The organism is Ruegeria denitrificans, assembly GCF_001458295.1.
GTDB lineage: Bacteria > Pseudomonadota > Alphaproteobacteria > Rhodobacterales > Rhodobacteraceae > Ruegeria > Ruegeria denitrificans.
On the sequence record NZ_CYUD01000002.1, the window covers coordinates 328,036 to 354,883 of the forward strand.

Here is a 26,848-nt window from a genome sequence, read left to right on the forward strand (position 1 = left end):
AACGGCCAATGACCGTATCTTGTTCCGCTCACACCTCGACCAGAGGCGCCACGCGCTCTAGTGCCTGCAACATTACCTCGGGGCCTGCGCCCTCATGCACCGCACCCTCGGACAAGGCCCGCCGCCATGCCCGCGCGCCAGGGCGTCCAGCGAACAAGCCCAGCATATGACGGGAGATTTGGTGCAACCGTCCCCCCTCGGCAAGATGAGCCTCGATATATGGAACCATTTTGTGAACGACCTCGATAGGATCAGCCGTTTGTCCGGTGCCGTAAATCAACGGGTCAGCTTCGGCCAGAATGTCGGCTGGCTGATGATAGGCCGCACGCCCAATCATGACACCGTCCAACCCGGCCTCAAGATGGGTGCGCGCCTGATCCAGAGAGGTAATGCCGCCGTTGATCGAGATATGCAGATCGGGAAATGCCGCCTTCATTCGGTGAACCAGATCATAGTCCAAAGGCGGGATATCACGGTTTTCCTTGGGGCTAAGCCCCTGTAACCAGGCCTTACGTGCATGGATCGTCACCCGCTCACAACCCACTGCACGGATTTGATCCAGAAACGTGGGTAAAACCTCTTCGGGGTTTTGCTCATCCACCCCGATGCGGCATTTCACGGTTACTTCAACATCGACCGCCTCACGCATTGCGGACACACAGTCTGCAACCCGGCCCGGGTCTTTCATCAGCACCGCCCCGAACGTGCCGGACTGCACCCTATCCGAGGGGCAGCCGCAGTTCAGGTTGATCTCATCATAGCCCGCCTCGGCCCCAAACTGCGCTGCCTGCGCCAGTTCCTGCGGGTCGGACCCACCCAATTGTAACGCAACAGGGTGTTCTTCGGGGTTGAAAGCCAGCAGATGCATCGCCCGACCCCGCACCAACGCCGGGGCGGTCACCATTTCGGTATACAGCAACGTCTGCCCGCTGAGCAGCCGATGCAGATAACGACAATGCCGATCTGTCCAATCCATCATGGGTGCCACGCTTAAACGCGCTGCTTTTTGTGCGTTATTTTTCAAAGCGTTAACTCCATTCAGCTCCAAACTTCGCGTAGCACGATTTCCCCTGATTTCACCGTATTTCCGGGGATTTTCGGAGGTTCTCGATTCGAGCGTGCTACGGTGTAGCACATCCAAAGCCTACAAACAGCGGCCCAAATGCAGCTGGTTCCTGGCCCGGGCACCACCGGTTCCATCTTCCCTTCTTCCCTCGGAATTTGGCTATCAAACCCCGGAATCTTTTTTCGTGCGGACGAACCGAATTCCCTGTCATCTAAATCAAGATGGGACGAATTCCATGACCACTATCAACAAAAGCACAACGGATGTGCTCGCAGCGATTACTGCCCAGAACCTCTTCCACCGCTCCCCTTCTCAAGCAACCGCTGTGACTGCTGCCGGGGTTTCAGAAAGCACCATGCCGATCTCGACGACCGAGCAGAAAGAAAAGAAACCTCGCAAGGAGATTCCTGGGAAAAAATTCGAGGAACAGAACATCACTCGGTTTGAAGGCAAGAATGGAAAGTTCTCCTACCGGGTACAAATCCGAAAGCGTGTCGATGGCAAACAGCACAGCCTCACGAAAACCTTCAAGCACCTGCCAAACGCAAAAAAATGGCGAAACAACCAACTCCGCGACATCGAGCTAAACGGGTTTCCAATTCAAATCGTGACGGAAACTACAATCTCAGATGTCATCGACGATCGATTGAAGCGCGGAAAAACCCTTGGCCGATCTGCCCTTCAAGTGCTGACGTTCATCAAGGCCGACGAGTTCGGAAAGACCAAGGTATCAACGCTGACCCAGCAACAGCTATACGACTATGCAGATCTATTGTCGGCTGGTGAAAGAATGCCGCAGACTGTCGCGGGATACATGACTCACCTGGCGAGGACACTCTCCTGGGCCAAGGACCGAGGAGCTTTGATCCCCATCGAAGTGGTCAGCCTGGCCATGCGAACTCTTTGGGAAGATGAGGTTCTGGCTCGATCCGAAGAGCGCGATCGCCGACCGGAACTCTGTGAGCTGAACAAAATCCTGACTGCTATCTCGGAAAATCCTCGGCAGAAGATACCTGCAGACATCCTGGCGGTCTTTGCAATCTATTCGGCGCGTCGTCTGAGCGAAATCTGCAGACTGAGGTGGGATGATCTGCGCGTGAATAGTGGCACGATCCTCGTGCGCGACATGAAACATCCCAGGCAAAAAAAGGGAAACAACGTTTGGTGCACTCTTCCGAGTGAAGCGTTGGAGATTATCCTGGCAATGCCCAGGACGTCTGAGTTCATCTTCCCTTACAATCCGCGCTCGGTTGGGACAGCATACCGCCGCCACCGGGACAAGGTCGGAGTCGTCGATCTGCGCTTCCATGACTTTCGGCACGAAGCCATCAGTCGGCAATTCGAGATGGGAAAGTCTGCTTCATTCGTCAGAAAAATCTCAGGTCACAAGAATGGTGGATGTCTGTACCGCTACGAACACGTTGAAGAAGAAGGCGACAAATTCGCCAACTGGGACTGGCATCAACTGATCCTGGAGAGATGCAAGTCACTTCACTGATAACCCCGATGGCCGGGTTCCATGCATCGGCCATCAAACTCCTATCAAACCAGTTTTCCGCCTTTTGAAGCAGAAACGCATTTCCTCTCCACAAGCAAAGGAGACCAAGATGAAAACCATCGACATGCTGCTCGCCCATTTCGGCGGAAATCCGATTATCCCGCTGGAACACGTAGCGCAGTATTTGAACTACAAGCCGGATACGCTGAAGCAAAAAATCGACGGCGGCGACATCCGCTTGCCATACACTGGAGTAGAGAACAACAGCCAGAAGGCTCAGAAATTCATACAGCTCACGGATCTCGCTCGACTGATTGACGTTCAGTTCACAGCTGCGCAGGAGAAATTCGCTTCTATCTGGGAAGACGCCGCGTTCGACGCAAGCGCCCGTTGAACCTGACCTGACGGCGCCTTGACGAGTGATTTATGGGCGGGCGGAAGAAGGGGTTTTAATCGGACGAAGAAGAGCACGAGAGTTGAGCGTAGGCAACGACGCAGGGGATTTCAGTGGCACTGGTGGCGCAGCGATATGCAGCCAATGCGAACCCCATTTTCGAATGGTTGAAGGATCCTCACTTTCTCCGTCATGAGATGCGCCGTCCCAATTTCAGCTTGCTGAGAAAGGGGCGGTGTCCAATCACCGCAAGCCTACTTTATGTCAGTATTATAGTGGAGTTCGACTTTCATTTCGGTCTCACGTTGATTGTTGAATAGAGTCCAGCGCTGACTATTGAGGATACTTCCATCGTCGCAAATATTCTTTTTTGAGGTCGGCGTGGAATTTGGATGCAATACGATCCAAAGCACACCCAACGCCGCGTCTCGCTTGCCATGCTCAAGACCATGCATGTCCAAAATTCTGCTAATTTCGGAAATCAGCGCTCTATCATCCATGGCTCATCTCTTTCCATTAAAATAACACTCAAACTATATCATCAGGAAAACTCTGGGGAATGAGATTTGCACCGGCACGCGTAGGCCGGGATTACAGAGTGCTCACCGCTCGACAGAAGAAACTGACACAGTTGAAGAGACACCAAACGACCGTGGGGCCTCTCTCCTTGGTTCAACGTGTCGCTCAACGTAGCTCGACTGCCAGGGCTTCGGCTTGACGAAGAACGGTCTTCACAGCCTCAGATGCAAGATCAGGTGGGTATCCATGCCGCTGAAGAATTTTCTTCACTGCAATGCGCATCCTCGCTCGCACATTATCCCGGCGCCACCAATCCGTACCTGAATTCTTTCGTACCGTATTCACCAGTTCCGCGGCTATTACACGCAACTTATCATTGTCCATGATCTCAACCGCGCTGTCATTTTGCGACAGGGCATCATAAAATGCGCGTTCTTCCGCAGACAAACCGTCGTCAGGTTGATCCCGAAGGTCCTTCGCAATTTCGATCAGTTCCTGAAGGATCTGAAGGGCGTCGACACTTCTATTGTGATATTTAGAAATCGCTTGCTCCAGACGAGAGGAAAACTCCTCTTTCTGGACGATATTCGTTCTGGTCTTCGCAGAGATCTCTCCGTTGAGAAGCTTCTTGAGAGCTTCCACCGCCAGGTTCTTGTACTTCATATTTTGGATTTCGATCATGAAGGCATCAGACAGAACGCTGATATCAGGACGATCGAAGCCGCAAGCTTCAAGGATATCAACAACCTCTGTTGACGCAACTGCACGATTCACAAGCTGCTGAATTGCAAAATCCGGATTCCGGGATGACCGCCCAACCGGCGCCGCCCCAACTTTTTCCAGGCCTGATCTGACGGCAGAGAAAAAGGCTACTTCTTCCGTGTGGTCGGTGGCTTGAGGACTGCCTGAGGCGAGTTTGAAGGCCTTTACCAGGGCCGCAGTGGCATCGTTGAAGCGCTTCACTGCCCCGCCTTCACCCAGTCTGTCGCTTTGCAAAATGTGATCGAGAGCACTCGGTAGTACGCGAAGCCGTTCCGCAGGCGTCCCTCCCAAAGCTTGAGAGTAGTCAAACCCATGGAACTGGGTGCGCGCCACGTCAAGCGCATCCAGGAAAGCCGCGACGGCCTCGGCTTCACTGATCCCTGTCTGTTGCTGGTCGGACTGACTGTAGTGGGCAAGCGCACTTTTCAATTCCGCAGCGATACCAATGTAATCAACGACAAGCCCTGCAGGTTTGTCCTGAAATACACGGTTCACCCGGGCGATAGCTTGCATGAGGCCATGCCCTCGCATCGGCTTGTCGACATAAAGTGTATGCATGCAGGGTGCATCAAATCCGGTCAACCACATGTCACGGACGATGACGAGCTTCAATGGATCCGTGGGATCCTTTGTTCGGTTCCTGATCGCTTCCTGGCGGGACTTCGAGCGAATATGGGGCCGAAATTCTGCGGGATCTGTTGCGCTGCCAGTCATGATGACTTTGACCTGACCAGTTTCGTCAGTGTCCCCATGCCATTCAGGCCTCAGTTCCACGATCCTATTGTACACTTCCACGCATATGCGTCGGCTCATGCACACAATCATCGCCTTGCCGTCCATCGCCTCAAGCCGCGCGTCGAAATGCTCCAGGATGTCTTCGACCACCGTATCCAGGCGCTTGTTGGCTCCAACCAGTGCTTCGACACGCGACCATTTTCGAGCGATCGCCGCCGCCTCGGTATCTTCCATTATTTCGGTGGCTTCGTCGAATTTCTCGTCGAGTTCCCTGGAAAACTCCTCGTCCAGCTCGACCTTGGCAACTCGTGCTTCATAGTAGATTGGAACCGTCGCTCCATCCTCTACGGCTTGGGCGATGTCATACACATCAATGTATTCGCCAAATACACTCCTTGTGTTAGCTCCGACCAACTCAACAGGAGTTCCTGTGAAGGCGATGTAAACAGCATTGGGGAGCGCCTGACGAAGTTGGTATGCAAGGCCATGACGGACTTCCCCAGTCTCCTTCTTAATCTTCGCCTCGAACCCATATTGAGTGCGGTGCGCCTCGTCGACCATGACGATCACGTTGGATCGGTCCGTCAGTTCTGGGAAAACTTCACCTGTTTCCGGACGGAATTTCTGTATCGTGGAAAAGACAACACCACCCACTTCACGATTAAGTAGGTCTTTCAGGTCACTGATGCTGTCGGCCTGGACTGGATCTTCGCCAAACAGATCCTTGCACCGACCGAAGGTCGCAAAAAGCTGATTATCCAGATCATTACGGTCAGTCAGAACCACCAGGGTCGGATTTTCAAGGCCAGGGTGCCGCATAACGCGCCCGGCAAGGAAGGTCATCAGCAGAGACTTACCAGACCCTTGTGTGTGCCAGATGACACCGCCTTTGCCATCCCCCCCCTGAGCCATCAGAATCGTCTGGATCGCCTTCCGTACTGCATGGAATTGATGGTAGCCGGCAATCTTCTTGACCGGTCCTCTACCCTCATCCTCGAACACTACAAACCAGCGCATCAGGTCCAGAAGCGTCTGTGGATCCAAAAGCCCTTGGGTCAGAGTTTGGAGGGCAAGAGACGTATTTTCTTCGACTATAGTTTCGCCGTCGATGGTACGCCATCGCATGAAACGATCCAGTCCGGCCGACAACGAGCCATAGCGGGCATTCAACCCATCTGAAATCACGGTAAGAAGCGATGTGCGAAACAGATCAGGGATATCTTCTTTGTATGTGTCAATCTGCCGATAGGCGGCGTCAATTCCGGCCCCTTCCGTCCCCTTCAGCTCAACAACGACCAGTGGCAGGCCGTTCAGGAATAGTACCACATCTGGTATCCGAGGGTTCTTTCCGACTACATCCACCTGATTGACGGCACGCCAGTCATTCTTCTGGTTTTCCCAATCAACAATCTGAACACGCGCATTGCGTTCTTCACCATCGGCGAAATAGGTCAGAGCCACACCATTGACGAGAAGGTCATGCAGACGCCGGTTTTCCTGGACAACGTCAGTGGCGTACACGACATCATGTACCCGCGTCGCGGCCTCCTGCACCGCAGTGACCGGCAGCTCAGGGTTCAGTCGTTTCAACGCATCGAAGAACACCGGCAGAAGAAAGGTCTCTCGGAAACTCGTTCGCATCGGATTGCGCATTTCAGGCGAAATCTCAGAACCGTGGTGGACGGAGTACCCCAGCGCCCCAAGGTCTTCCATGAAGACAGCTTCAAGGTCCGCTTCGCTCGCCCAGGCCATCAGGAAACACCACCGTTTGCTTTCAGGGCCTGGTTGACCTCAGCCAGTGGCCCTCTCAACGCTCTCTCCCACTTCTGGATGTGCTCTACATGCCAGGCGATATGTTTAGGCCATTCATCTCGATTGAACCCGTCACAGGGGATCTCATACTGAAGTCTGCAAGCCTTTTTGTCATCCAGCCTCAGCCATTCGATTTTGTTCCCAAAGTCGGCCTCGATTTGTTCCCGCTTCTGAATTAGTCGGTCAAACAACCATTTATTTTCTTCAGCGGAAGCGCGAGCAAAGGAAAATTCCACACGAAGCAGCGCCTTGCCGAAAATCATGGCATAATGGCAGGAGCGCACGCCTGACCCAGCACTCAACCAGTGATCCTTGCTGGGACTGATATTCTGATAAAGCGTGTCCCCCGCTTCCTTCAAAGCCTCCAGGGCCATTTCCCAATAGTCACGGCGCAATTTGTGTCGGTTCTTCTGTTCGCCCTGTGCACCGCGCGCCTCGGTCTCTTTCTCGGCCATTCCAATCATGAAATCCGCTGCTTCAGGCGTGGGGATCACCGGCTGGATATCAACAAAGAGTTCTTCTCCAAACACATACGGCACGACCTTGAAGCACCGCGCATCAATGCGATGCTCTCGCAGCCAGAGGACGGTCGATGTGACTTCCTTCCTGAAGTTGGCAGCGATGAAGATCAGACGCTGGTCATTCCCCGGATTCAGGATGACCTCTCCAAGCTCTTCAACATCCAGGAATTCGCAGATCTGCGCCGCAGCATTTCCGCCCCCGCAATACCGGTCCAGGTACTGCTGGTAGATGTCGATGATCTGCGTCTTGGTGAGCCCAGACACATAGGCGGTGTATTTCAGCGCCTGCCAGGTTACATCCCGGCCGCTGTCGTCGAGCTTGTTTTCGATCACCACCAACTGCCCGTCCTTGTCGAGCGCCAGCAGGTCGAGCCGTTCGCGCGTGTCGGCGAAACCGTCGAATTCCTTCTGGATGATCAACAGCTCCTCGCCCAGGGCATCCGGCTGCCCGGCCAGCCATTCCTGAAGGTGCTCCCGCTCTCGCAGGTTGAGGTCGGAAAATCTCTTTTCTTCAAGCTTTTGAATACGGTTTTGGGATAAATCGACTTGAAACATTATTCCCCTCGAAAATCGGAAAAATCCAAAATAGCCACACCAGCCAATTCTTCCGTTTGAATATACTGAGACATGAAATCGCGGTTTCTGATGTTTTCAAGCACAACTCGCCGCGAAACCGGCATGGAAGCGTTCATCTCATCCTGAGTGATACCAAGCGCATTCTTCGCATCACACTTTCCGGACATGGTAACCAAGCGATGCCAGGGCTTCATATGCTTCTTCAAGTCACTAAGCTTGTTGGTGCCCGCGGCTTTCACCTTTTTAGCACAAGCGATAGAACACCCCCAATAGCTTCGACCGCGATAAGGGTGTTCCCCGCCTCCATGCAGAAGCTTGGAATTCACGCCATGATCATGATTGAAGAAAACATACAGCGGGATGTTCGATCCTGCTCTCTTGATCAATTTCCCTGCTTGAGGTGATGACGGATCCAGCCCGCCGTAGTCCTTCGATTTGTCCTTGTGATATAGTCGTTTAGCCTGCACTCGTAATCCCAACTCACAAAACCTGGTACGGATGATCCACTCCCAGTCTGCACCGTTGATCCCCTCCTCAGTCTTGTTAAACATGGTCACATTGAGCCCATGCTTCGCGTGATCTCGGGCCATGCGGAGAAGAAGCATCTCAGTGAGTGTTTCCTCCTGGAGTGCCAAGCCGTTATTGAAAGCGTGGCCCTGTTCATTCCAGACCCAAGCTGCACGCTGGCGAAGGTAGTCTCGCAAGGAAATCGCGGAAGGCATCAGACGGCGTCCTCCACCTGCTCTTTCACCTCTCCGACACGCAATGCGCCGGACATCAGGCGCGGCAGGAGCGTGTCGCGGAGGGTGGCGAGGGTTTGGTTTTCGTTGGTTGCCGTCTGTATGCGTTCAAACATAGGAGAGACCAAGTTGTCGAAAGACGAAATGACCTCGAAAGGAGGTGTGCCAACGGCCAAGTTGTGGACGTTATTTCGGTTCAAGGAAGGCACTGCCGAGCCTGAATTCAAAGCCTTCAAATCCAGAGTTTGCAGGAAGAAGTATGCAAAAAATGGCGAGCATTTCTTAAATTCTTTTACCCAAAGAGATGTGTTCAGCGGCCAAAAATCTTCCAGAACCAGGAACACTTCCCCGATCACCCCGCTTCGGCCGGTGGTGACCCCTGGCCCCTTCACCTTGAATTCTTTGTGTGTCCCATGGTGACCTCCGGCCGCGAGCACCGGGTAAGGCCCGTCCGCACGATTCTTCTTTGGCAGATCAAAGCCCCTTTGAAGGGTGAACAGGTCCCCAATTGTTTCTGGCACCCACCCCTCCGGCAGGCCATCCTCACCGAAACTGTCGGGGAATAGATCGGCGGTTTGGATGTCCATGTGGGCCGGGGCGAGGCCTGCGGATTTGGCGTGGACGGGGTCAAAATCGACGAACCACGACCGATACAGCACCCGCGCCATCTCTTCCAAGGTCGCCGCCGTCTTGCGGTTCAGCTCGATCTTGTCATCCAGCGCTCCAAGAATCGCGGCGATTTCGTGTTGTTCGTTGATGGGTGGCATCATAATTGGCAACTTGAGCTGACCAGTTATGCCGAGATACGCCCGAGTTGACCCATCACCGGCCCATTGCCCCAAAACCTCAAGGAAGGGCCTCGATTGGAAATAGTAGAATAGGAATCGCCTATCCAAGATATCCGTTTTCAGAACCCGATAATACGTGACTTGCGGAGTCAACATCAGGAAGGACGATTCGATTTTGCCCACCATAGCCACGCGGCCAATCGTTGCCTTGTGCGAAATGAGAACATCACCTTCTTTGGCAAAGCCTTTACGCAACGAGTTGGCTTGCGCTTCGGAAATGAAGCTGCAGGAATTAGTGTTGACGCGGCCGTGCTCTAAGTCCGAAGCCATCACAAAGGGAATGCCAGAAGGGACATAATCGGCTGATTTCGGATGTATTGAACCGTGGTTTCCGTCCATTGGCTTAGCCAAAACAGATTCCGCCACCAGTTCCTCAACCGTGTACGTTGGCCATTCGATCATCCCAACGCCCCCAGCCGGTCCTCGATTTCCTTCTCAAGCCGCCGCCCCTCGGCAAACTGGCCACGGAGTTCCCCCATCAGACGGGAAAATTTCTCTTCGAAGGGTTCGTCGTCTTCCTCGGCGGCCCCGGCCCCGACATAGCGGCCCGGGGTCAGGACGAAGTTGTGTTTGGCGATCTCGTCCTTGTCCGCGGATTTGCAGAAGCCAGGCACGTCTTCGTATTCGCCCACATCCGGCTCCCCCCGCCAAGCGTGATAGGCGGTGGCGATGCGGGTGATCTCGTCCTCAGACAGTTCTTTCTGCTTGCGGCTGCCCGGTACCAGCGCGCCCATCTTGCGGGCGTCGATGAACAGCACCTCACCCCTCCGGTCGCGCAGCTTGGCCTCCTTCGCAATGCCGTTGGATTTGTCTTTGGCCATGATCCACAGGCAGGCTGGGATCTGGGTGCCATAGAACAGCTGCCCCGGCAGAGCCACCATGGCATCCACTGCGTCGCCCTCGACCAGCGCTCGGCGAATGTCGCCCTCGCCCCCGGACATCGACGACATGGAACCGTTGGCCATGACCACCCCGCCGATGCCTGATGCGGACAAGTGGTGATGGATATGCTGGATCCAGGCAAAGTTGGCATTGCCCACCGGCGGCGCACCATATTTCCAGCGCGCATCTTCGCGCAGCAACTCGCCCGACCAGTCTGAAATGTTGAAGGGCGGATTTGCCAGGACATAGTCGAACCGTTCGTCCGCAAAGGCGTCCTTGACCAGGGTACCCTCGGAATTCCAGCGGATGTCGCCAAAGATACCACGGATCGCCAGGTTCATGCGCGCGAGGCCAAAGGTGGTGTGGTTACGCTCCTGACCATAGATGGCGATGTCATTGCGCTGGCCTGAGTGGGCGTCGATGAATTTTTCGGACTGAACGAAGAATCCCCCGGTGCCGCAACATGGGTCATAGACACGCCCCTTGGTGGGCTCAATCATCTCAATCAGCGTGTCGACGACGGATTTGGGCGTATAGAATTCGCCGCCGCGCTTGCCTTCGGAACTGGCAAATTCGCCGATACAGTATTCGTAGATGCGTCCGATGAGGTCGAAGTCAGCTTTGCTACCTTCCATCTTGAGGTTGGTGAACAGGTCGATCAGGCCAGTGAGCATCGTGCGGTCGATGCTCTCCTTGCCGAAGACCTTGGGCAGCGCGCCCTTGAGGCTTTCATTGTCTGCCTCGATCGCCCGCATGGCATCGTCGATCATGATCCCGATCTTGGGATCCTTGGATTGCTTGGCCAGTGTCGACCATCGCGCCTTTTCCGGCACCCAGAAGATGCTCTCGGCCAGGTATTCATCCGGATCCTCCGGGTCGGAGTATTCTTCCTTGGAGAGCTGATCGTGCAGGCGTTCAAAGGACATCGAGACGTGGCGCAGGAACAGCAGACCCAGGGCTATGTGTTTGTACTCGCCCGCATCCATTGAGCCGCGCATCTTGTCGGCGGCGGCAAATAACGTCTTTTCGATGCTCATGATCTGTCCTTGAAAATACTTCCTGGTCTGCCTTGGAGGCGGAACAACCTTGCGATGAGTTTTGGCCGATTTTTGTCGTTGGTTCAATGATCTGGATCGAAAAGAAAAAAGTTGGAACGTCCTGCCTGCAACTCGTTGAGTAGCATTTTGTCGGCGGCTTGTCGGCGATGCAATTACAGGTTTTTCAATTTAATAGCAGTCACTTACAAAAACTGTCGGTTGTCGGCGCCCCCTGGCATTTTCCGAAGTTCGACACCCTATCAAACCCAGTTACCTGATCAGGGTTCATGACAACACGTCCCGTGCACGCAGAAAAGTAGAAAGGCGTGCAGATGGCACAGAAATCCAAGACCTCAACAAACCGTAAGACCAAGCCGAGCCTGTTCAATGATCTTCGGGTAAACGATGGCAAGCGCAAACGAGCGCTGACCGAGAAGGAGAAAAGCGACCTTGTCGCCATGCTCACGGTCAAGGAACGCCCGGAGGCATTGGACATCCTGCCACTCGTGCCTCGTGGCTCCTACATCCAACGCATGCTCAAGCACTTCGATGCCACGGACACCAGCTACGCCCTCCCCTTGTTCCAGTTGATCATGATCGCGTCTTCCTGGCTGACACAAAGTGGTGCCTCGTTGATGATCCCAGGAATGAAGCCACATCGGCCGATCCTCTGGACTATCGCCATGGCTTCTTCAGCAAGTTCCAAAACCCTGGCCACAAACCGGGTTAAGGACACTCTGTTTGGCGAGGACCAGACCACCCCTGTTCGGATGTTCCCGAAATATAGCAGCGACGCACAATGGATTATCGACCTGAAAGAGAACAACGGGTCCTATTGGTTCCAGGACGAGGTGGGCCAATTCTTCAAATTGGTTCTAACTCATTCAAATTACGCACGGATCAAACCATGGATTCTCGACGCGTACTCTCATGAGGAAATCGCCAACCGGCTAAAGAGCGAGGAAAACAAGCTCACTGTTACCGACCCACACTTCACATTTCTGGGCCTAACAGTACGCGAAACGTGGAAGATGAACATTGATCTCCCGAGCATGCTCGACGGCCTTTGCCAGCGTTTCAACTATGTCATAGCCGAAAATCGGACCGATACCGATATGTTCGATCACTTTCTTTTCTTCCAGGGAGAAAAGAACAAGATAGAACAGGAAGGCCTTCGTGAAATGTGGCATGCACTTTGTGCGCAGAAGAACTCCTGCGGCGACTATACGCTGGCCCCTGAGACACTGCCTTTCATTGAAGCGTGGTGGCAGGAGCTTCGCCCTACTTGGGGCAACAGCCTCCTGCCAGGATCCTTCATTCGCCGGATTGGTTTTTCCGTCCTGTCGTATTTGGTGGTCATTCACTTCCTGCTCGGAAGATCGCAGAAGGAAATCGACGTTGAAACGGCACGGATCGCTACGCGCTATGCAGAGTACCACATGGAATGTGCATTGATAATGATCCGGGAATACGACACCGGTTGGTCAGACCCGGTTCGCATTGTAGCTGAGCGGCGGGAGCGTCACCGCGAAAGAACCGGCAAAGAGCCAACTGCTCGAGAAATCCAGAAAAACCTAAGTTCCAAAGCTCGTCAGATCCTGAATTCGGCCCAGATCAAGGAAATCATGGAGCTGCTTGCAAGCCTCGAAAAACCGAATAACCAACCATTGTTCAATCAGGAGAATCAAACGATTGCAGATCGTTTGCACTCAGAGCACATGGCAAACAAGAAGCACGAAGACACCCAGGAAAACTGGAGAAACAAGAAGCGTCTTGCAAGGGTGCTTGAGGCCTACCGGTCGGCAGATTTGCATATTTCATCGACGTCCTCCAACGTACTGAACTTCCAACTGCCGCTTGGCGAGGATGAAGACCCTATATTCGAAGCCGCAAGTTGAAGAGACTGTGCCCAGATTCGCCCTGCCTTTCGGATCAACGAGAATGCGTGTTGATCCGAAAGGACGGGCGGAAGGAAAGCAACTGACTTCAAATCATCAATCCGGCAATACGAATTCTGGCCAGAGCGCTGACCCACCCAGAATTGACGTTGGAACATTCGTGCCTTCAGGAAGATTGTCGAAGTCAGAAAGGACGATTGCCGCAGCATCCGTCTCTGGCCTTAAGATAACCCGCTGAAGGTCTGCACCATCCAGGGCTACTACGACCGAGGCTCCTCCCCCCTTCAGGCACACCCGAAGTATGTTCTCGCCAAGCTCCTGCGTTTCCAAGTCCGGGCGGCCTGAGAGAACAAGCCCCTCATCTGCTGCGAGACCATCCTCCTCCTCAGCGGAAACGATTGCGTCGTAAAGCGCGCGGACCTCGCTTTCATCACTTTCAGGAGGCCATAGTACGCTGTCTGCCAGGGATCTTTTGTTCTTCATCAAGTTCTGCAACAGGCAATCAAAAGAACCGCGCTGGAGGCGCGGGTGTATAGCCAAGGGGATATGCACAGTAACCGGGCGGGTCTGTCCAATGCGGTGAGTTCGGTCGTTGCATTGTTCTTCGACCGCGGGATTCCACCAGCGAGTCAAATGGATCACGTGGTTTGCCGCTGTCAGGGTCAACCCCGTACCTGCCGCACGCGGCCCCAATACAAGGACATCGAAACCTTCATCATGCTGCATATGGCGTTGAAAATGGTCTGTGATTTCCTTTCGATGCGACACCGGTGTTGATCCATTGATGATTTCGACGCGTGGCAAGCCGAATTCGATTTTGACCAGTTCAGCAAACCAGGCTTGAACATCCCTGTTCTCGACAAACACGAGCGCCTTTTCCCCCTTTGCCTGGATCGCTCGAAGGACATCTATGGCAGCCTCAATACGGGCTGAAGCGTGGATAAAAGTTTCAGGCGCTTCACCTTCCAACAAACCCGGATGCAAGGATGTTCTCCTGATGTGGTGCAGGAGGCCAAACAGGGATTGCCCGGGTTTACGAGCCTCATCATATCTGAGCGCTTGGATCTCTGGCATGATGCGTGGATGCAGCACCCTCACTTTGGGTGGCAGATCCGATGCAGCTTTCTCTTTTGTGCGTCGAATGCCCAATGCCGGGTACCCGTTGATCGATGAGAACACGGCACGGTGCAACTCTTGCATGTTACCCTGCTTTGGAATGTCAAAGGCGATACGAAAATCGTTGAGCGCACCCAGAGCCCCGGGAATCAGCTGATCCATGATAGCCCAAATGTCGCGGGTAGCATTCTCAACGGGAGTTCCAGTCAAACCAATTCGAAAGTCAGCGTTGACAGCCTTCGCCGCATTCGAACGCAACGTTGATGGGTTCTTGAGATTCTGGATTTCATCAAACACGGCGACTTCGAAAGGAGTTTGGGCAAAGGTCACCGCGTAATTTGCCAAAGTTTGGTAAGTGGTAATTACGAGTCGCGGCTCGGAGCAATCAACAAGACTGGAGAGGTCAAGTTTCGCGCGACCATCCTGAATGTCCCTGCCCCGTTCACCCTGAACGCGCCACGCCTTGAGTTCGCGGCCATAGAGACGAACCGGCTCATCGAAAATACCCGGCAGAAGGTGCTTCCTGGTTTCATCTTCCCAATTCCTAAGCAAGGATGTGGGGGCGACAATGAGAAACGGTTTGGTAGGCAATTCACCTTTCGTCATCCTCTCATTCAACCATGCCAGGAAAGAGAGCGTTTGAACGGTCTTTCCAAGACCTTGTTCATCAGCATTCAGGATTCCAGGGAGACCGGCCTCCCATGCAGACAATTGCCAATCAAAGGCGTTTCTCTGATGTACGTACAAAGATTTCTTTAGCGAACTGGGCAACCCTCGCTCCGTTGCTGAAGGTCTGTCGCGCAACCTTTCGCGGAATTCGAGTTCCCAGAAATTGTCATGTGTCACCGGCAAAATGGCCGTGACCTCGCCTTCTTCTGCCTGATCCTGGCTGATTCGATTGAGATACAGTTCCAGACGCCGTCTCACTGCCTGGATAACCAACTCCGTGACAGGAAGAACTCCTTGTTCAAGCAGGACCTCCAGATCCCCGCTCTCCTGCGCAGCAAGGAGAGCCTTCAACACGGTATCCAGATCCTCTTCTGGAATGGTACCCAGGATCTCACCAACGACAGCTTCAATGTCATCAGGCAACCACGACGTGCCAGATCCTTCAAGAATTTCGATCTCGGGCTTGGTCCACTTCCTGATCTCGATAACGCGATCAGTCCACTCCCGCGTTTCAGCCCAAGCTTTTTCGAACTCTGTTTCAACCGCATCTACCAGATCGGCAGACGGCATCAGTTCGTTCAGCCGACCCTCATCTATCAGAGCTTGCTCAATCGCTTCTGCAACCAAGCGATCTGCATTTTCGAGGAAATTCCTCTTCTCCTGGTCTGTTCCTCTCGCATGGCGCGAAATCACATCGACAACCGGCACAACAGACTTGTCCAGGATCAGGAACCTGTTCTCTCCTACCCGATATGCTGGTTGAGCGCCTCGGCGGTTGGAATCGTCTTTGAAGGCAGAAAGCTCATCGCCCTGGAGCGCGGCGGAAACCTCGGACGCCATTTCTCCTTGTCGGATTTGCTGAGATACAAATGGTAGCGGCGCAAATCCCAATGGATCCTCGGGATCGACAGCCAACCCCACCTTGTCACACGCGACAATTTCCACCTTTTCCAGATAACGTTCTGGCCGCGTTAACCCGTCATCTTCAAGGTCACCCAATGCCGCACGAAACTCCGAGAGCGCGCGCCAGTGTTCTGGCAGAGGCCTGCCGCCGTCGAAGGCTTCAGACAAGAAGATTGCGTCATAGATCTGCGCAGGCAATCGCATGAAAACGCCGCCAGATTCTACTATCGCACCCGTACGATTGAGCCGAATTTGCCGCTTGTCACGCTCCCACCACCACTGCAGAGCAAAGCTCTCGCTCCCAAGGGATCCTCGCATTTCCGCATGGAACACTACACCAGAAAGTTTCCGGGGTATCCCAAGCACGGAAGCTGACATGTCATCCAGCCGTGACACCATCCAGTGATCCAGCCACAAGTAATCAGCCGAAAGTTCATGGTGATCGGAGTCACGATCCAAAGCACGGATGCTCGAAAAGGCAACAGCAAGGGTTCTTTCAGCGCCTGCAAGTGTTTTTAGATCTACAGGTTCCCGTTTCCGAAAGCGTGCAAACAATCCTGTCTTTTGTTGTGAAATTCGTACTCGAAGGCCATTTTCTTCAATATCGAACTGAAACTCATGCATTACAAAACCCGCCTTTGCACCCACTCCATCCAATGGCCAGGTGGATCATGCCTTCTGGCATCCTGGTGGCCCACTGGCAGCAAGATATCGTCAAGATCGTAGTTGCTGAGATAAAGCTCAGGAGTTGCTCGAGTTGGTGTCGGAAAAATATGCACCCGAAAACTATGCGAGCCTTCGACAACCGTCTTCGATCCGATCTTCATCATGAGCAGACAGGTATCACTTCGAGTGCCTTGGTGGCCAAAGCTCATGTAGGATGGATCACCCGTACGAGCATAAAGTTCCTTTGCATGGGGCACGGCTTTGCTGCCGAGTGCGACCCACGCTTCCTCAATACGGCCCTTGTCATAGACTCCCATCCAGAACCGTTTTCGATTTGCCCATTGGTGCCCCTGTTCCGATCCTCCTTCTGCCCTGGTCACAATATCGAAAATCGCTTCCATGCTCTTGCGAGCCAACCATTTCAGCAGGATCCGTCGATAAGGCTGCCCTACCATGGACCAAAAAGCTGGGCGATCAGTCCGAGGGTCGCCGAACCTATTCACGAGCCTTTCCAGGTTGAATTCGCGGAGCTTCTGAGGGCAGTCGGTGGAAACCCAGGGGGATAGAATTTTTTCGACAGTCTCAGCAGCCCAAGGGTCAAAAAGTTTCGGACGGTTTGGCGGTGTTACCCATCCCAGAAGCTTGTCTACGGCCATCTCAGTCTGTGGCATGGGGGTTTGCCTGAGAAATGCGAGATGGGTTTCTCTCATCAAGCCTTCTTCGTGAGGGGCAGGTAAACCTTCAGACTTGAGCCACTGGTAAGGTGTCGTGGCTTCGACCATTCGTGCAGCCATCTTCTCTGCGCCATCTTCAATATCAAGAAAGGCCGGGTGCTTTGCGAATATTGTCTTCCAACGCGTCGGCAGTACGGAGGCCTTTTCAAGCAAAAGGTTTGAAAGAACACGTGTCTTGGCCGCTCGTTTTGACCAACTCACAAAGTATCCCCGGCACATGGCATCGATCAGGGTCGGGTTCGTTGCAACCTTCATTTCCTGATCCAGGAAAAGGCGCAATTCCTGTGGGAGTTCGATCTTTTCTCGAAGATGCTCATAAACCGCGATACCAACATCGCCGGACGTCACACCTTGCCAAATTCCCGCCTTATATGCCTCCTCTACTTTACGAAGAATGATCGGGACATCCTCTGGCGCGCGTTTCTCGAGCCCAGGAAAGGCTTCTGCGATCCGTTCTGCGGCCTTATCCAAGGCTCCACCTTTGACGCGAACACTGAAGTCAGGTTTGAGGACAAGTCGATCGGCCAGGCTCATTCGAGTTCTCCTCCCTGGAGAAGTTTTTGAATGCGCGCCAGATCATCCAGACCAGACGGTATCGAAGCTTCATCCACCGGCGAGAACATTATGAAACGAATGTCGATACGCCGGTTTGCATCCCGGCCACCAGGTAAGGCTTCATCAGCAATTGGTCGGCCTTCGCCGTAGCCTGACACGGAAAGCACAGGCTGTGCACGCAGGTTCATAAACCCAAGCAACTGCGGGTTGGCCGCAATCATTTCGCCATAGATTGCCGCACCACGCCGGGCACTCAGATCCATGTTGTGATTATCACTTCCAACACTGTCCGCGTGACCTTCAATCTGCAACGCATCGATTACAGCAATATCTTCGTTGCAAGTACTGCCCAGCGTCGATGGTTCTCCCAGAGAGAAACAAGCTATGACTTCCTGGAGGATACCAGCAATGAGCCGCATTTTGGCCCGACCTTGGCGCGATGGTGTCGTTGAATTTGACGCAAAAAGCCCATCACCTCTGAATTGGAGTGCATCCTGGTTGCGCGAAATGCTGACATCGATCGAGGGATCAACCGCAACGATCCTTTCTCGCAAAACGTGAAGGATCCTGGCCCTCTGCAAAGAGACAACGGTATTGTATCTTTCGATCAAGTTCTCGTCTGAACTGGCAGCTAAGAGCGCATGCAAGCGTTGCAGTTCGTTTCGGAGCAGTGAAATACGTGCCACGGCGGTGTCCCCATCCGCCAGTTCCAACTCTGCATGAATTGCGTCGATATCTTCTTCCAGCGCACGCACTCTGGCCTCAAGCTGCGCTTTTTCAGCCTGCAACTTAGAGATGATGCTTGGTTCTCCTGAACGATAGCTTTCCAACTCCTCAAGCAGCTGTCTGACCTGAAGATCCCGCTGCTCGATGATGCTTTCTGCTTCATCGAGCATATGTTTCGGGACTGTTTCCCCTGGCGTAATCTGGGTGGCGAAAAAGGCGAGCAAAATCATCACGATGAACAAAAAGCTCACTGTCATGTCCGTCATCGAAACGAAGACGGATTCTTCCTCCTCTTCCGACAACCTCTGGCGAAACGCATGCCTCATTCTGCAATCGCCTCAACCGACGACTTGGGCTGGCTTTCCGGCTCGAACGCCTTCGCGTTTTCAATGACCGCCTGGAGAGTAGACAACGCATCGGCGAACCTCTCCTGTACGCCGTTTCCGTGATCTTCGAGCTTGTCGATCGTCTTACCCACTTCGACCTGGTAGGTCTGAAAGGCTTTCTCAAGCTGCCCATCATAGGCGGCTGCTCGGCTCTCGAAGGCTTCAATCAGGCCTTTGATAGACAGCATCGCCTCCAAAACGACCTGTTTCTCCTCCGAGATCGCAGTCTTGGCGGCGTGAACCATTTCGGTTGCGCCTTCGGCTACCCGCAAGTTTGCCGCATTTCCTTCTTTGACTGTTTCCATGACCGTTGGGGCCAAGTCGCCAACCATTCCACTTGCGCTTGTCAGCTTTTCGGACACTTCCTCAAGACGCGAGAGTGCGGAAATCAGGGACTTCGTGGAAGAAGAAAGAGCCTCATCAAATTGTTTACCCGCCAGGTTCAGGTCGTCTCCGATTGAAGACAAGGCATTTGCAGCAGCTTCCATCCTCTCTGAAACAGAGTCCAACGAACCGCCAATCCCCGAGGTAATGTCTTTTCCCAGTTGATCGACCATGGTGCCTACATTCTGCACCGACTGTTCCACCACCCTGTTCAATGGCTCGCTCAGCTTCGCAACCAAATGTGTATTCAGTTCAGCCTGTTGTACTGTTTGGTCCTCGATTGCCCTCAGCTGCTTCCCTGCGAGATCCTCCAAGCTGATGAACGCCATATTTTTCTCAAGTGAAGCGGCGAAGGAATCGGCCCCCTTTTCAACTCTGGTCGACCAGTACCGCAGACAAAAATTGATTATGATGGAACAGGCCAGCCCACTCAAAGACATAGTGAATTTGGCTGAAGCTTGCCCCAGAAGTTCACGCAACGCACTTACTGTTGCGGCATCGTTGCCATTCAATAAACCCTGGGTCTGTTGAAGCACTGCCACCAAACCAAGGAAGGTTAACAACAGACCAAGAGAAACGAAAACTCCCGGAACCCATCGCAAAGATTTCAAAGAAAATCCAAGATCATCCACGTTCAAGAATGCTGATGGGCGAATTGAGTTGTGAATCCGCGCCTCGTCGCCCCTGCCGACAACTGTAAGCGTTTCACAATATTCCGAAAATCCAGTCGACAATGTACGGTCGGCTGCGCCCTTCCGGCGTTTGAGTGCCGCTCTCAGGGCTTCTGCATCCAGGCCATGGCCCGAACTGTCGGAAGCGCGTTCTGCGTCTCTCAGCGCGGCAGCAAGCGCTTGCCTGCGCGACCACGAAATGAGGGAGATCCAAATGACGAATAGCATCATAGCTGCAAAAAGACCCGCGCTGATGATGCCGGGCCAGTGCTCGTCAACGATCATGTTGGCCGCCGACAGGATAAAGTCCCGAACCCAGACGCCTACGCTTTCAAAATCCATTTCGTCTCCAAATCTGAGGGTATCGTCTTTCTGGCAACCCTCTTGTTGCACACAGTTTTTCCACTTTCATTGATGCAACTCAACCATCGAGTGCGCTAATTGTTCACCAGAATCCCCTAAAGCCACAAAGGCATGCTGCCCAACTGTTTGAACCAAAGCACTGTCAATCCATCTGAGGCCCGAAGAAGTTTTTCGTTTGACGCCAATGCACCCATCTTCCCGACGAGACGTCAGGGAGATCGAAATGTGTTCAGATCAATCAGCAAAGGATCATGCACTGCTAATCAGCACCAAGGATCTTTCTGAATTTCTAAATACTTCGGAAGGGTTTGCTCGAAACCTCATGAAAAACCTCGACATTCCAAAGCGTGGGAAAGGTTATCCCAGGCTTCGCATATTCGCAGCATTAGGATTCGAAAAACCGTACCCGATCCATGCTCCGGGCATTTGGAGCACCCTGCTTGATGCTCCAGCAGCAGCGAAGGAGACAGGGGAAAGTGAGAAAACAATCGGGCGCATGTACGAAGGCGCCCACAAAGACAAAAGCTTCACCAACTTCTTACGTTTCGGCCCCCGCAAACGGATGATCTTTCCTTTTGAAGTTGAGGCTTGGCTCTCAGGCACCCAACCCAAATTTGTCCGGAAGAATGAGCTTATGCATCCCTTTCTTCGCGGAGAGATGCCACCAACGCACCAGACGGACAACCCCAGGCATGAGCCTGCTCCCGCAGGCACACGCTCATCGGCCACAGCCATTTTTCTCCCTCCGAAAGCGGCAAAATAGATCTCCCCCAAATTTCCGCAAACCGTCATTTGGACCCAATTCCATCCTGTCGTTGAAGTACTCCTTTGCGACGCCAGGCGCCAAAAGGTTGAACAATATTCCGTTCGCCAAATGACTCTCCGGCGCGGAATTGGATGATTATCGGTCAATGACACCGATAGCGGACAAAATGACAAACACCGCCGAATATTCGGTTCCGGAGTATCCGCAGGTTTTTGTCATTTTCCGCTTTGGTTTCAGCGATAACGGCCAATTTGTCATTTAGCGGACAAAAAAAGAGGCCCAAATGAGCTTTCATAAACCACTCACCGCAATGACCCTGCAAGACGTCCAAGACCGAGAGGTGGCGGCAGGCAATAACGACTACGCCAATGCTGTTGGTCGCTACCCGCACCTGACTGATGGTGCAGTTCTCAATCAAATCCCCGCAGATCTGACGTTGATAAAACAGCGACTGCCACTCCATGGGTTCGATCCCTCTCTCAGCAAATCAGAGAAGGCCTACAAAGCAACGAGGCGAAAGATCATTGCAGCGGTCAAAAACGCGACAGGCGAAGCTGAAGCAGCCAGAGAACGCCGTGCCCGGGTCGACGAATGGGCGGAACTTCTGACCGCCCTGGAACCTCACGCCGTCACAGAAGGCGAACGGAAACACCGTGCCAAACAGATTCTCATCCCTGTCAGGAAGCTGGCTGACGTAGCGCGGGCAAGCGATATCAAACCCAGCCAGGTGTGTCAGGACTGGTTGGACACCGTTTCGCCAACCCTGGAAACCAACGAGTGGAAAACTCTTCAGCGCGCATTCAAGACGCTGAACAAATTTCGCCACGACGACAATGTATGCCGCTATCTTCCCGTTGCTCCCTTTCCTTCCCCTGAACCTCGCCGCCAGGAAAACCTTCATCTCATTCCTCCTCATATCGCTGATGAAATCGATGATTGGGTGCGCAACGCCACGCTGACCGAGTTCGATCCTGTTGAGCAGGAACATGTGAATACCGCTTCGGTCTCGAGCGTAAATTTCAAGCTGGCAGCGATGCGGAAATTCGTCAGCACACTTTTTCGCAGTGGTCGGCTACAGCCACATACAAAATTGGGTCTACAGGACCTCATGACGCCTGAGTATGCGACCGATGTCGTTCGGTTTTGGAGCCAACATGAAGATCAAAAGGGGCATATCTCGGCAAGAACCGCGTATGACTACCTCAAATCCAACTATGTCGTCATGGCCAGAAATGACGTCGATCCTTCCCTCATGAAAAGCCATCTCAGAGCCAACCGGTTCCTGAAAAATGGGAAGAAGGCCAGCAACGACATGTCACCCACTTCACGCAAATTCTGTGAGCATCTATTGGCATCACCACAGCAGACCATGAAATTCCTGTCGATGCATGTTCATTTGCGCAATCAGGTCAATGAACTGCTCGACCGGCTTACTGGCGTTGAATTCAACCCGAAATCGCAGGAGATTACGCGGATCCGACAGATCGGAACGGTCGCTGCCATCTGCGCCCTCGAAACACGCGGGGCTCCCATAAGAATCGAAAGTGCTTTGGAGTTGATATTTCGCGGCCCGGGCAGAACCTTCCATCTCCCGTCACGAAAAACCAAGCATGCCACAATCGATCTCGGGCCCGAGCACACCAAGAACGATGTGGAGATCTGGGCCCCGATACAGCCCAACCATTTGAATGGCCTCGAAGTCATCCTCTGGTATCTCGAAAAAATTCGCCCCCTCTTTCCCAACCACGAAGAAAGCGTTCACCTGTTTCCTGGTTTCAAATACGGAGAAGCACTGGAATACAGAACCTTCCTGGGCTGGTTCAAGCGCCAAACCCGAAGCGCCGGATTGCCAATGACACCGCATAAATTCAGGCATGGCCTCGCCTCGCTTCTGTTGCAACACAACCCAGGCAGATGGGACCTCCTCGAGAGATTGCTCGACGACACGCCCGCAACCGTTCGCAAGAATTATGCCTGGGTGAATGAACGCGCCAAACGCACGGAAGTTCAAAAATTCATTCTGGACCTGTCGAGCCTCAGCCGATGAAAACCCCAGACTACCGCTCAAAAAACGAAATTCTTAGGCTTCAACGCTGGGATCTCCTGATTGGAGATCCCAATATGGCCGCGGCCACGGTTCAGGAATTGAGGTTGGTCGATGATCTTCTGGCTTTTCTCGAAACACGCGGAATTTCGTCGATGGAAGCCCTGTCTGCACAGGAATTCCTGAAGTTTGATGCCAGGAATGGATCGGAGAGCCGGCTTCGTCGTCTCAAACATGCGATCATGGCGATTTTCCCGAGCCACCCTTCGGTTTTGGCCCTGGAGGAAGCCATCCGATCGCGCGAAGCAAAACGCAAGAAGAAGTCGAAACCCAAGTCGCGCCGGCTGTCCAAATCTGTGGAGTTCAACCAATTGCCGCCGGCCTGGCGAAAAGCATTCCAAGACATGGATGCTGGTTTCGATCAAAACGGAGAATTACCCCCTGCAGAAGGAATGATGGATACCCACAAAATGAAAATGCGTCAGTTCCTTTTTTCGGCCCGCGCAGCTGGACTACCGGATGCTCTGTCCACCGAGGCAGTGCGCGCATATGCACGCGATCTTCGAAATCGAGGAGTGGCCCCAGGAACCCTCCGGTCTTCGTTCGCAGCGGTGCAAAAGTTCGCTCGATACGTGGCGGCTGGTACAGAAACACTCGATCTGCTGGCCGATCTCGTTCGAATTTACGAAGCTCAAGCCCGCAAGACGAAAGGCAAGAAATTCAACCACCTGCAGAAAACCGGATACTCGCCGGTGGCGTTGATCGAGCAAGCTCGTGACATTCTGCAGGGTGCTGAAGAACACGACTGCCCAAGAAGCCGCCATGCGCAGCGCAACCGCGCGGCAGCATTGGCGTTGTTTTCCGTCATGCCGGTCCGCCTTGCTGACACGCGATTTGTCTTTGGCGAAAACCTGTTCTGGACCGGCACCCAATACACCATTGAAACCGAACTCTCCAAGAGCGGCTATGCGTGGACAACAGACATTGATCCACGGCTCAATGTCCTGATCGACGCTCTCATCCTGCGTGGTGCCAATCCAGCTTGGCTCGATCACATGCGCCAGACCTGCCTCGCAGAGAAACGCTCCCTGTTTATCAACAACGACGGAACTCCTGTCGCCTATGGATATGTTTCGGATTGCTGGCGGCGAGAAGTGGGAACCGGAGAGCACATCGCTCGTACGGTTTTGCACACATTCATGGGAATAGAAATGGGACAGGCAGGAACAGACATGGCGATGGCATCCTGCGGACAACGTAACCATGCGACAGCTACGGCATACCAGGGTGAAGCTCTGGCGATGGCCCAACGCATGAAAGGACAGGCCGAGCTCCGCGAGATAGCCAACCAGGGAGAACTCGAGATGTTTGAATTCAAATAGGATGAACTGGCAGCGGCAGGTGTTTCTTCGGGATTTCGGCATGAACCCCGAAGAAACAACCAGCCCAGCCATCAACCGAGAGAAAAGCAGCCTCTCACACGACAACCGCGCATTCGAAAGGAAATTCAGTCGCCTTGAAGCCACGGCATCATGCTTTGGCGCTGCATAGGAGAACAAAATGTTCGACTTTCACCAGGATGCACTGAAAGACCTTCGGGATTTCATGTCGTCTCATAACGAAGCACTGCAAAATGCTTCCGTTCTGTTAGGTGGCCAGCCCGCCCTTCGCCGGACGCAGGCTCTTCTCGGCGACATCATGAGCGCACGCAGTCTGACACGAAGACTGAGATACAGGATTGCTGCACTCCATGGTCTTCTGTCTCTGAGCAATGTGCATGACATCGAGACACTCGAAGCGGCATACTTCGCCGAAATCGACCCGGCATCGCCCATCATGGAGGAGCTCTGTCTACTCACCGAAGGATTGAAAGAAGCAATCTGTCAGCACCAGGACCCGGATCTGATCGCATTGATCGAAACAGATCTTGTCGCATAACGGCGCAGCGTCACCCCCTGTCAATCTGGGGTTGGCGGCTTGAGAGCCAGCGCAATGCCGGCTCACCACTGACAGATGACCGCTCAAACCGAAGGAGACCACATTGGACATCGAAATCGAACGCGACGTACACAAGTTGACACTCGACGCAATCGTTCTGGGGCGATTGTTGGCCGAAGAATGGCTCGCAGGCAGCCTGACCCCCAAAGGATCCATTAGATCAACTATCCTGGATAGCCTTCAATCCCTCCGAGAGCGCCAGGGGCTTCAGCAGATCGACCAGGATCTAATCGACGTCATGGGTGAACAGATCCGCAGAACCCTGAATGAAATTCGTGAGGGCAAAGGTGATACTGCAATAACGCAGGACGTGGATCTGGTCTGGGAACAAGATCAGAAAGTCGTCGAGTATGTGAATCTCGCATATCGCTGGAAGCAGTTCAAAAAAGCCAAGGTAGCGCTCGACGATAAGCTGGCAGCAATCCGGGATACGGACACCCTTCTTGCGACCGTCGTTTGAAACCTCAATGGGATGGCCGGGCGCTTCGTGAGGTCCCGGCACATTCATTTGAAGACCAAACAGAAATATTGCATCCTCAGGAAGGTAGAGCACAGCTTCACTGTCAGAAGGGGACGATTGCTACATATGTGCTACGCGCCGAAATCACCCCTTAAAAACACCTATAGAACAATACCTTACCTTCAGTCGCACAAATCCATCATCGGAGCGACGGACAGCCGGGCCGCGCGCCAAAGTTTGGCTTTTTCCGGCTTTGTGGTTTGAGCTGAATCCGACATGTTTTCCGTGTCCGTCATGGGCCTGTTGCTGAGGGGGCAATTTCAGTACAGCCCTGTAGCATTATTTCGGGATTGAACGCCACTCGGAATGCCAAAGCAGCCAGCCGCAACGAGAACATACAAAATGTAAGGTATACTAGCCGTTAAACCGCATAGCGGCTGATCATCATTTCAACGCTGCTGTTGATGGTTTCGGCCATTTCGGACTCGCTCATCACAGATCCGGTGAACAACAAGGGCCAGAACGCGCGCGCCTTGATCAGACCGATGAATTCACGTCCGGCTTGTTCAGGATCGTCGATTCGCAATTGGCCGTCCTCGGTCGCATCCCGCATCATTCCAATGAAGGCAGCTGTCTTGTCCAGCTTACCCTGAGCCGCCGCTGCCAGTTCCGGGCTGCGCAAGGTTTCGCTGATAATCATCCGCGACATCGCTATCACATCCGGCATCATCAGGATGCGCCCCTCGGCCCAGGCCAATTCGGTCAGTTGCGCGCGAATATCACGCCCTTTTTCATACCGAATCTCGACCACTTCGGCAAAACGGCTGGACAGTTCGATCACGATCGACCGAAACAGGTTTTCCTTGCTTTCGAAATACTTATACAGTGTACGCTTAGACACCTCGGCCTGCGCCGAGATGCGATCCATACTGGCCGCGGCAAAGCCCTTATCCTGGAACTCGGCCACAGCGGCTTCGATGATCTGCGCGTATTTGGTCGCATTCGGTGCGCTGCATTCGGTCATGTCAGAGCTATAGACCTATTGACAGGGGACGGTCAAATCCTAGGTAAACGCCAGAGTTTACAAGAGTGAAGTTCTGTGCCACTAGTAAACGCGCC

20 protein-coding genes are annotated in these 26,848 nt (G+C 53.4%); 8 read left to right on the forward strand and 12 right to left on the reverse strand.

Translation table 11 applies throughout. From position 1 onward, the window contains the following. Positions 1-28 precede the first annotated feature (28 nt). Positions 29-1,024, reverse strand: a complete 996-nt coding sequence (gene dusA, locus RUE5091_RS04455) for a tRNA dihydrouridine(20/20a) synthase DusA (RefSeq protein WP_082643542.1) — start codon at positions 1,022-1,024, stop codon at positions 29-31. Positions 1,025-1,301: 277 nt separating this feature from the next. On the opposite strand from dusA, the gene RUE5091_RS04460 reads away from it, so the two are divergent. Both RUE5091_RS04460 and RUE5091_RS04465 read left to right on the forward strand, forming a co-directional pair. Next, complete coding sequence (locus RUE5091_RS04460) at positions 1,302-2,564, forward strand: tyrosine-type recombinase/integrase (RefSeq protein ID WP_243470711.1); 1,263 nt, start codon at positions 1,302-1,304, stop codon at positions 2,562-2,564. Between the two features lie 109 nt (positions 2,565-2,673). Then, positions 2,674-2,958, forward strand: coding sequence for a pyocin activator PrtN family protein (locus RUE5091_RS04465; RefSeq protein WP_051371952.1), 285 nt, complete (start codon positions 2,674-2,676; stop codon positions 2,956-2,958). Positions 2,959-3,212: 254 nt separating this feature from the next. Here RUE5091_RS04465 and RUE5091_RS04470 read toward each other — a convergent pair whose 3' ends face one another. From RUE5091_RS04470 to RUE5091_RS04495, 6 genes are all read right to left on the reverse strand, one after another. Further along, positions 3,213-3,458, reverse strand: coding sequence for a hypothetical protein (locus RUE5091_RS04470; RefSeq protein WP_058280674.1), 246 nt, complete (start codon positions 3,456-3,458; stop codon positions 3,213-3,215). A 184-nt stretch (positions 3,459-3,642) separates the two neighbouring features. Beyond that, a complete protein-coding gene (locus RUE5091_RS04475; protein ID WP_058280675.1) occupies positions 3,643-6,726 on the reverse strand; it encodes a type I restriction endonuclease subunit R in 3,084 nt (1,027 codons plus the stop codon). Further along, positions 6,726-7,862 carry a DUF4268 domain-containing protein gene (locus RUE5091_RS04480; protein WP_058280676.1) on the reverse strand — a complete coding sequence of 379 codons (1,137 nt, stop codon included), beginning with the start codon at positions 7,860-7,862 and terminating at the stop codon, positions 6,726-6,728. Before RUE5091_RS04480 ends, RUE5091_RS04475 begins: the two co-directional genes overlap by 1 nt. Next, positions 7,862-8,605, reverse strand: a complete 744-nt coding sequence (locus tag RUE5091_RS04485) for a DUF6615 family protein (protein WP_131726270.1) — start codon at positions 8,603-8,605, stop codon at positions 7,862-7,864. The genes RUE5091_RS04480 and RUE5091_RS04485 overlap by 1 nt, the downstream gene beginning before the upstream one ends. Further along, positions 8,605-9,873 carry a restriction endonuclease subunit S gene (locus RUE5091_RS04490; RefSeq protein ID WP_058280678.1) on the reverse strand — a complete coding sequence of 423 codons (1,269 nt, stop codon included), beginning with the start codon at positions 9,871-9,873 and terminating at the stop codon, positions 8,605-8,607. Before RUE5091_RS04490 ends, RUE5091_RS04485 begins: the two co-directional genes overlap by 1 nt. Next, complete coding sequence (locus RUE5091_RS04495) at positions 9,870-11,390, reverse strand: type I restriction-modification system subunit M (RefSeq protein WP_058280679.1); 1,521 nt, start codon at positions 11,388-11,390, stop codon at positions 9,870-9,872. The genes RUE5091_RS04490 and RUE5091_RS04495 overlap by 4 nt, the downstream gene beginning before the upstream one ends. A gap of 332 nt (positions 11,391-11,722) precedes the next feature. On the opposite strand from RUE5091_RS04495, the gene RUE5091_RS04500 reads away from it, so the two are divergent. Continuing rightward, on the forward strand, positions 11,723-13,288 hold the full coding sequence (locus RUE5091_RS04500) for a DUF3987 domain-containing protein (RefSeq protein ID WP_058280680.1): 1,566 nt from the start codon (positions 11,723-11,725) through the stop codon (positions 13,286-13,288). A 96-nt stretch (positions 13,289-13,384) separates the two neighbouring features. Here RUE5091_RS04500 and RUE5091_RS04505 read toward each other — a convergent pair whose 3' ends face one another. Genes RUE5091_RS04505 through RUE5091_RS04520 form a run of 4 tightly spaced genes read right to left on the reverse strand, consistent with a single transcriptional unit; the run spans position 13,385 to position 20,440 of the window. Next, positions 13,385-16,600, reverse strand: a complete 3,216-nt coding sequence (locus RUE5091_RS04505; protein ID WP_058280681.1) for a DEAD/DEAH box helicase — start codon at positions 16,598-16,600, stop codon at positions 13,385-13,387. Next, complete coding sequence (locus RUE5091_RS04510; protein ID WP_058280682.1) at positions 16,600-17,910, reverse strand: EH signature domain-containing protein; 1,311 nt, start codon at positions 17,908-17,910, stop codon at positions 16,600-16,602. Before RUE5091_RS04510 ends, RUE5091_RS04505 begins: the two co-directional genes overlap by 1 nt. After that, on the reverse strand, positions 17,907-18,983 hold the full coding sequence (locus tag RUE5091_RS04515; protein WP_058280683.1) for an OmpA family protein: 1,077 nt from the start codon (positions 18,981-18,983) through the stop codon (positions 17,907-17,909). The genes RUE5091_RS04510 and RUE5091_RS04515 overlap by 4 nt, the downstream gene beginning before the upstream one ends. Then, on the reverse strand, positions 18,980-20,440 hold the full coding sequence (locus RUE5091_RS04520) for a hypothetical protein (protein ID WP_058280684.1): 1,461 nt from the start codon (positions 20,438-20,440) through the stop codon (positions 18,980-18,982). The genes RUE5091_RS04515 and RUE5091_RS04520 overlap by 4 nt, the downstream gene beginning before the upstream one ends. Positions 20,441-20,684: 244 nt before the next feature. Between RUE5091_RS04520 and RUE5091_RS04525 the strand changes: the two genes are divergently transcribed. The 5 genes from RUE5091_RS04525 to RUE5091_RS04545 all read left to right on the forward strand — a co-directional run bounded on the left by RUE5091_RS04525 (position 20,685) and on the right by RUE5091_RS04545 (position 25,729). Further along, the gene (locus RUE5091_RS04525; RefSeq protein ID WP_131726271.1) at positions 20,685-21,224 is read left to right on the forward strand and encodes a hypothetical protein; all 540 of its coding nucleotides are present in this window, start codon (positions 20,685-20,687) and stop codon (positions 21,222-21,224) included. A 286-nt stretch (positions 21,225-21,510) separates the two neighbouring features. Then, a complete protein-coding gene (locus RUE5091_RS04530) occupies positions 21,511-23,274 on the forward strand; it encodes a site-specific integrase (protein WP_058280686.1) in 1,764 nt (587 codons plus the stop codon). Then, positions 23,271-24,653: a site-specific integrase gene (locus tag RUE5091_RS04535; protein ID WP_058280687.1), complete on the forward strand. Its 1,383-nt coding sequence runs from the start codon at positions 23,271-23,273 to the stop codon at positions 24,651-24,653. Before RUE5091_RS04530 ends, RUE5091_RS04535 begins: the two co-directional genes overlap by 4 nt. Before the next feature lie 178 nt (positions 24,654-24,831). Beyond that, positions 24,832-25,209: a hypothetical protein gene (locus RUE5091_RS04540; protein ID WP_058280688.1), complete on the forward strand. Its 378-nt coding sequence runs from the start codon at positions 24,832-24,834 to the stop codon at positions 25,207-25,209. A gap of 103 nt (positions 25,210-25,312) precedes the next feature. Then, entirely contained in the window at positions 25,313-25,729 is a 417-nt protein-coding gene (locus RUE5091_RS04545; RefSeq protein WP_058280689.1) for a hypothetical protein, read from the forward strand. 421 nt (positions 25,730-26,150) lie between these two features. Here RUE5091_RS04545 and RUE5091_RS04550 read toward each other — a convergent pair whose 3' ends face one another. Then, positions 26,151-26,753 carry a TetR/AcrR family transcriptional regulator gene (locus RUE5091_RS04550; protein ID WP_058280690.1) on the reverse strand — a complete coding sequence of 201 codons (603 nt, stop codon included), beginning with the start codon at positions 26,751-26,753 and terminating at the stop codon, positions 26,151-26,153. Between the last annotated feature and the right edge of the window lie 95 nt (positions 26,754-26,848).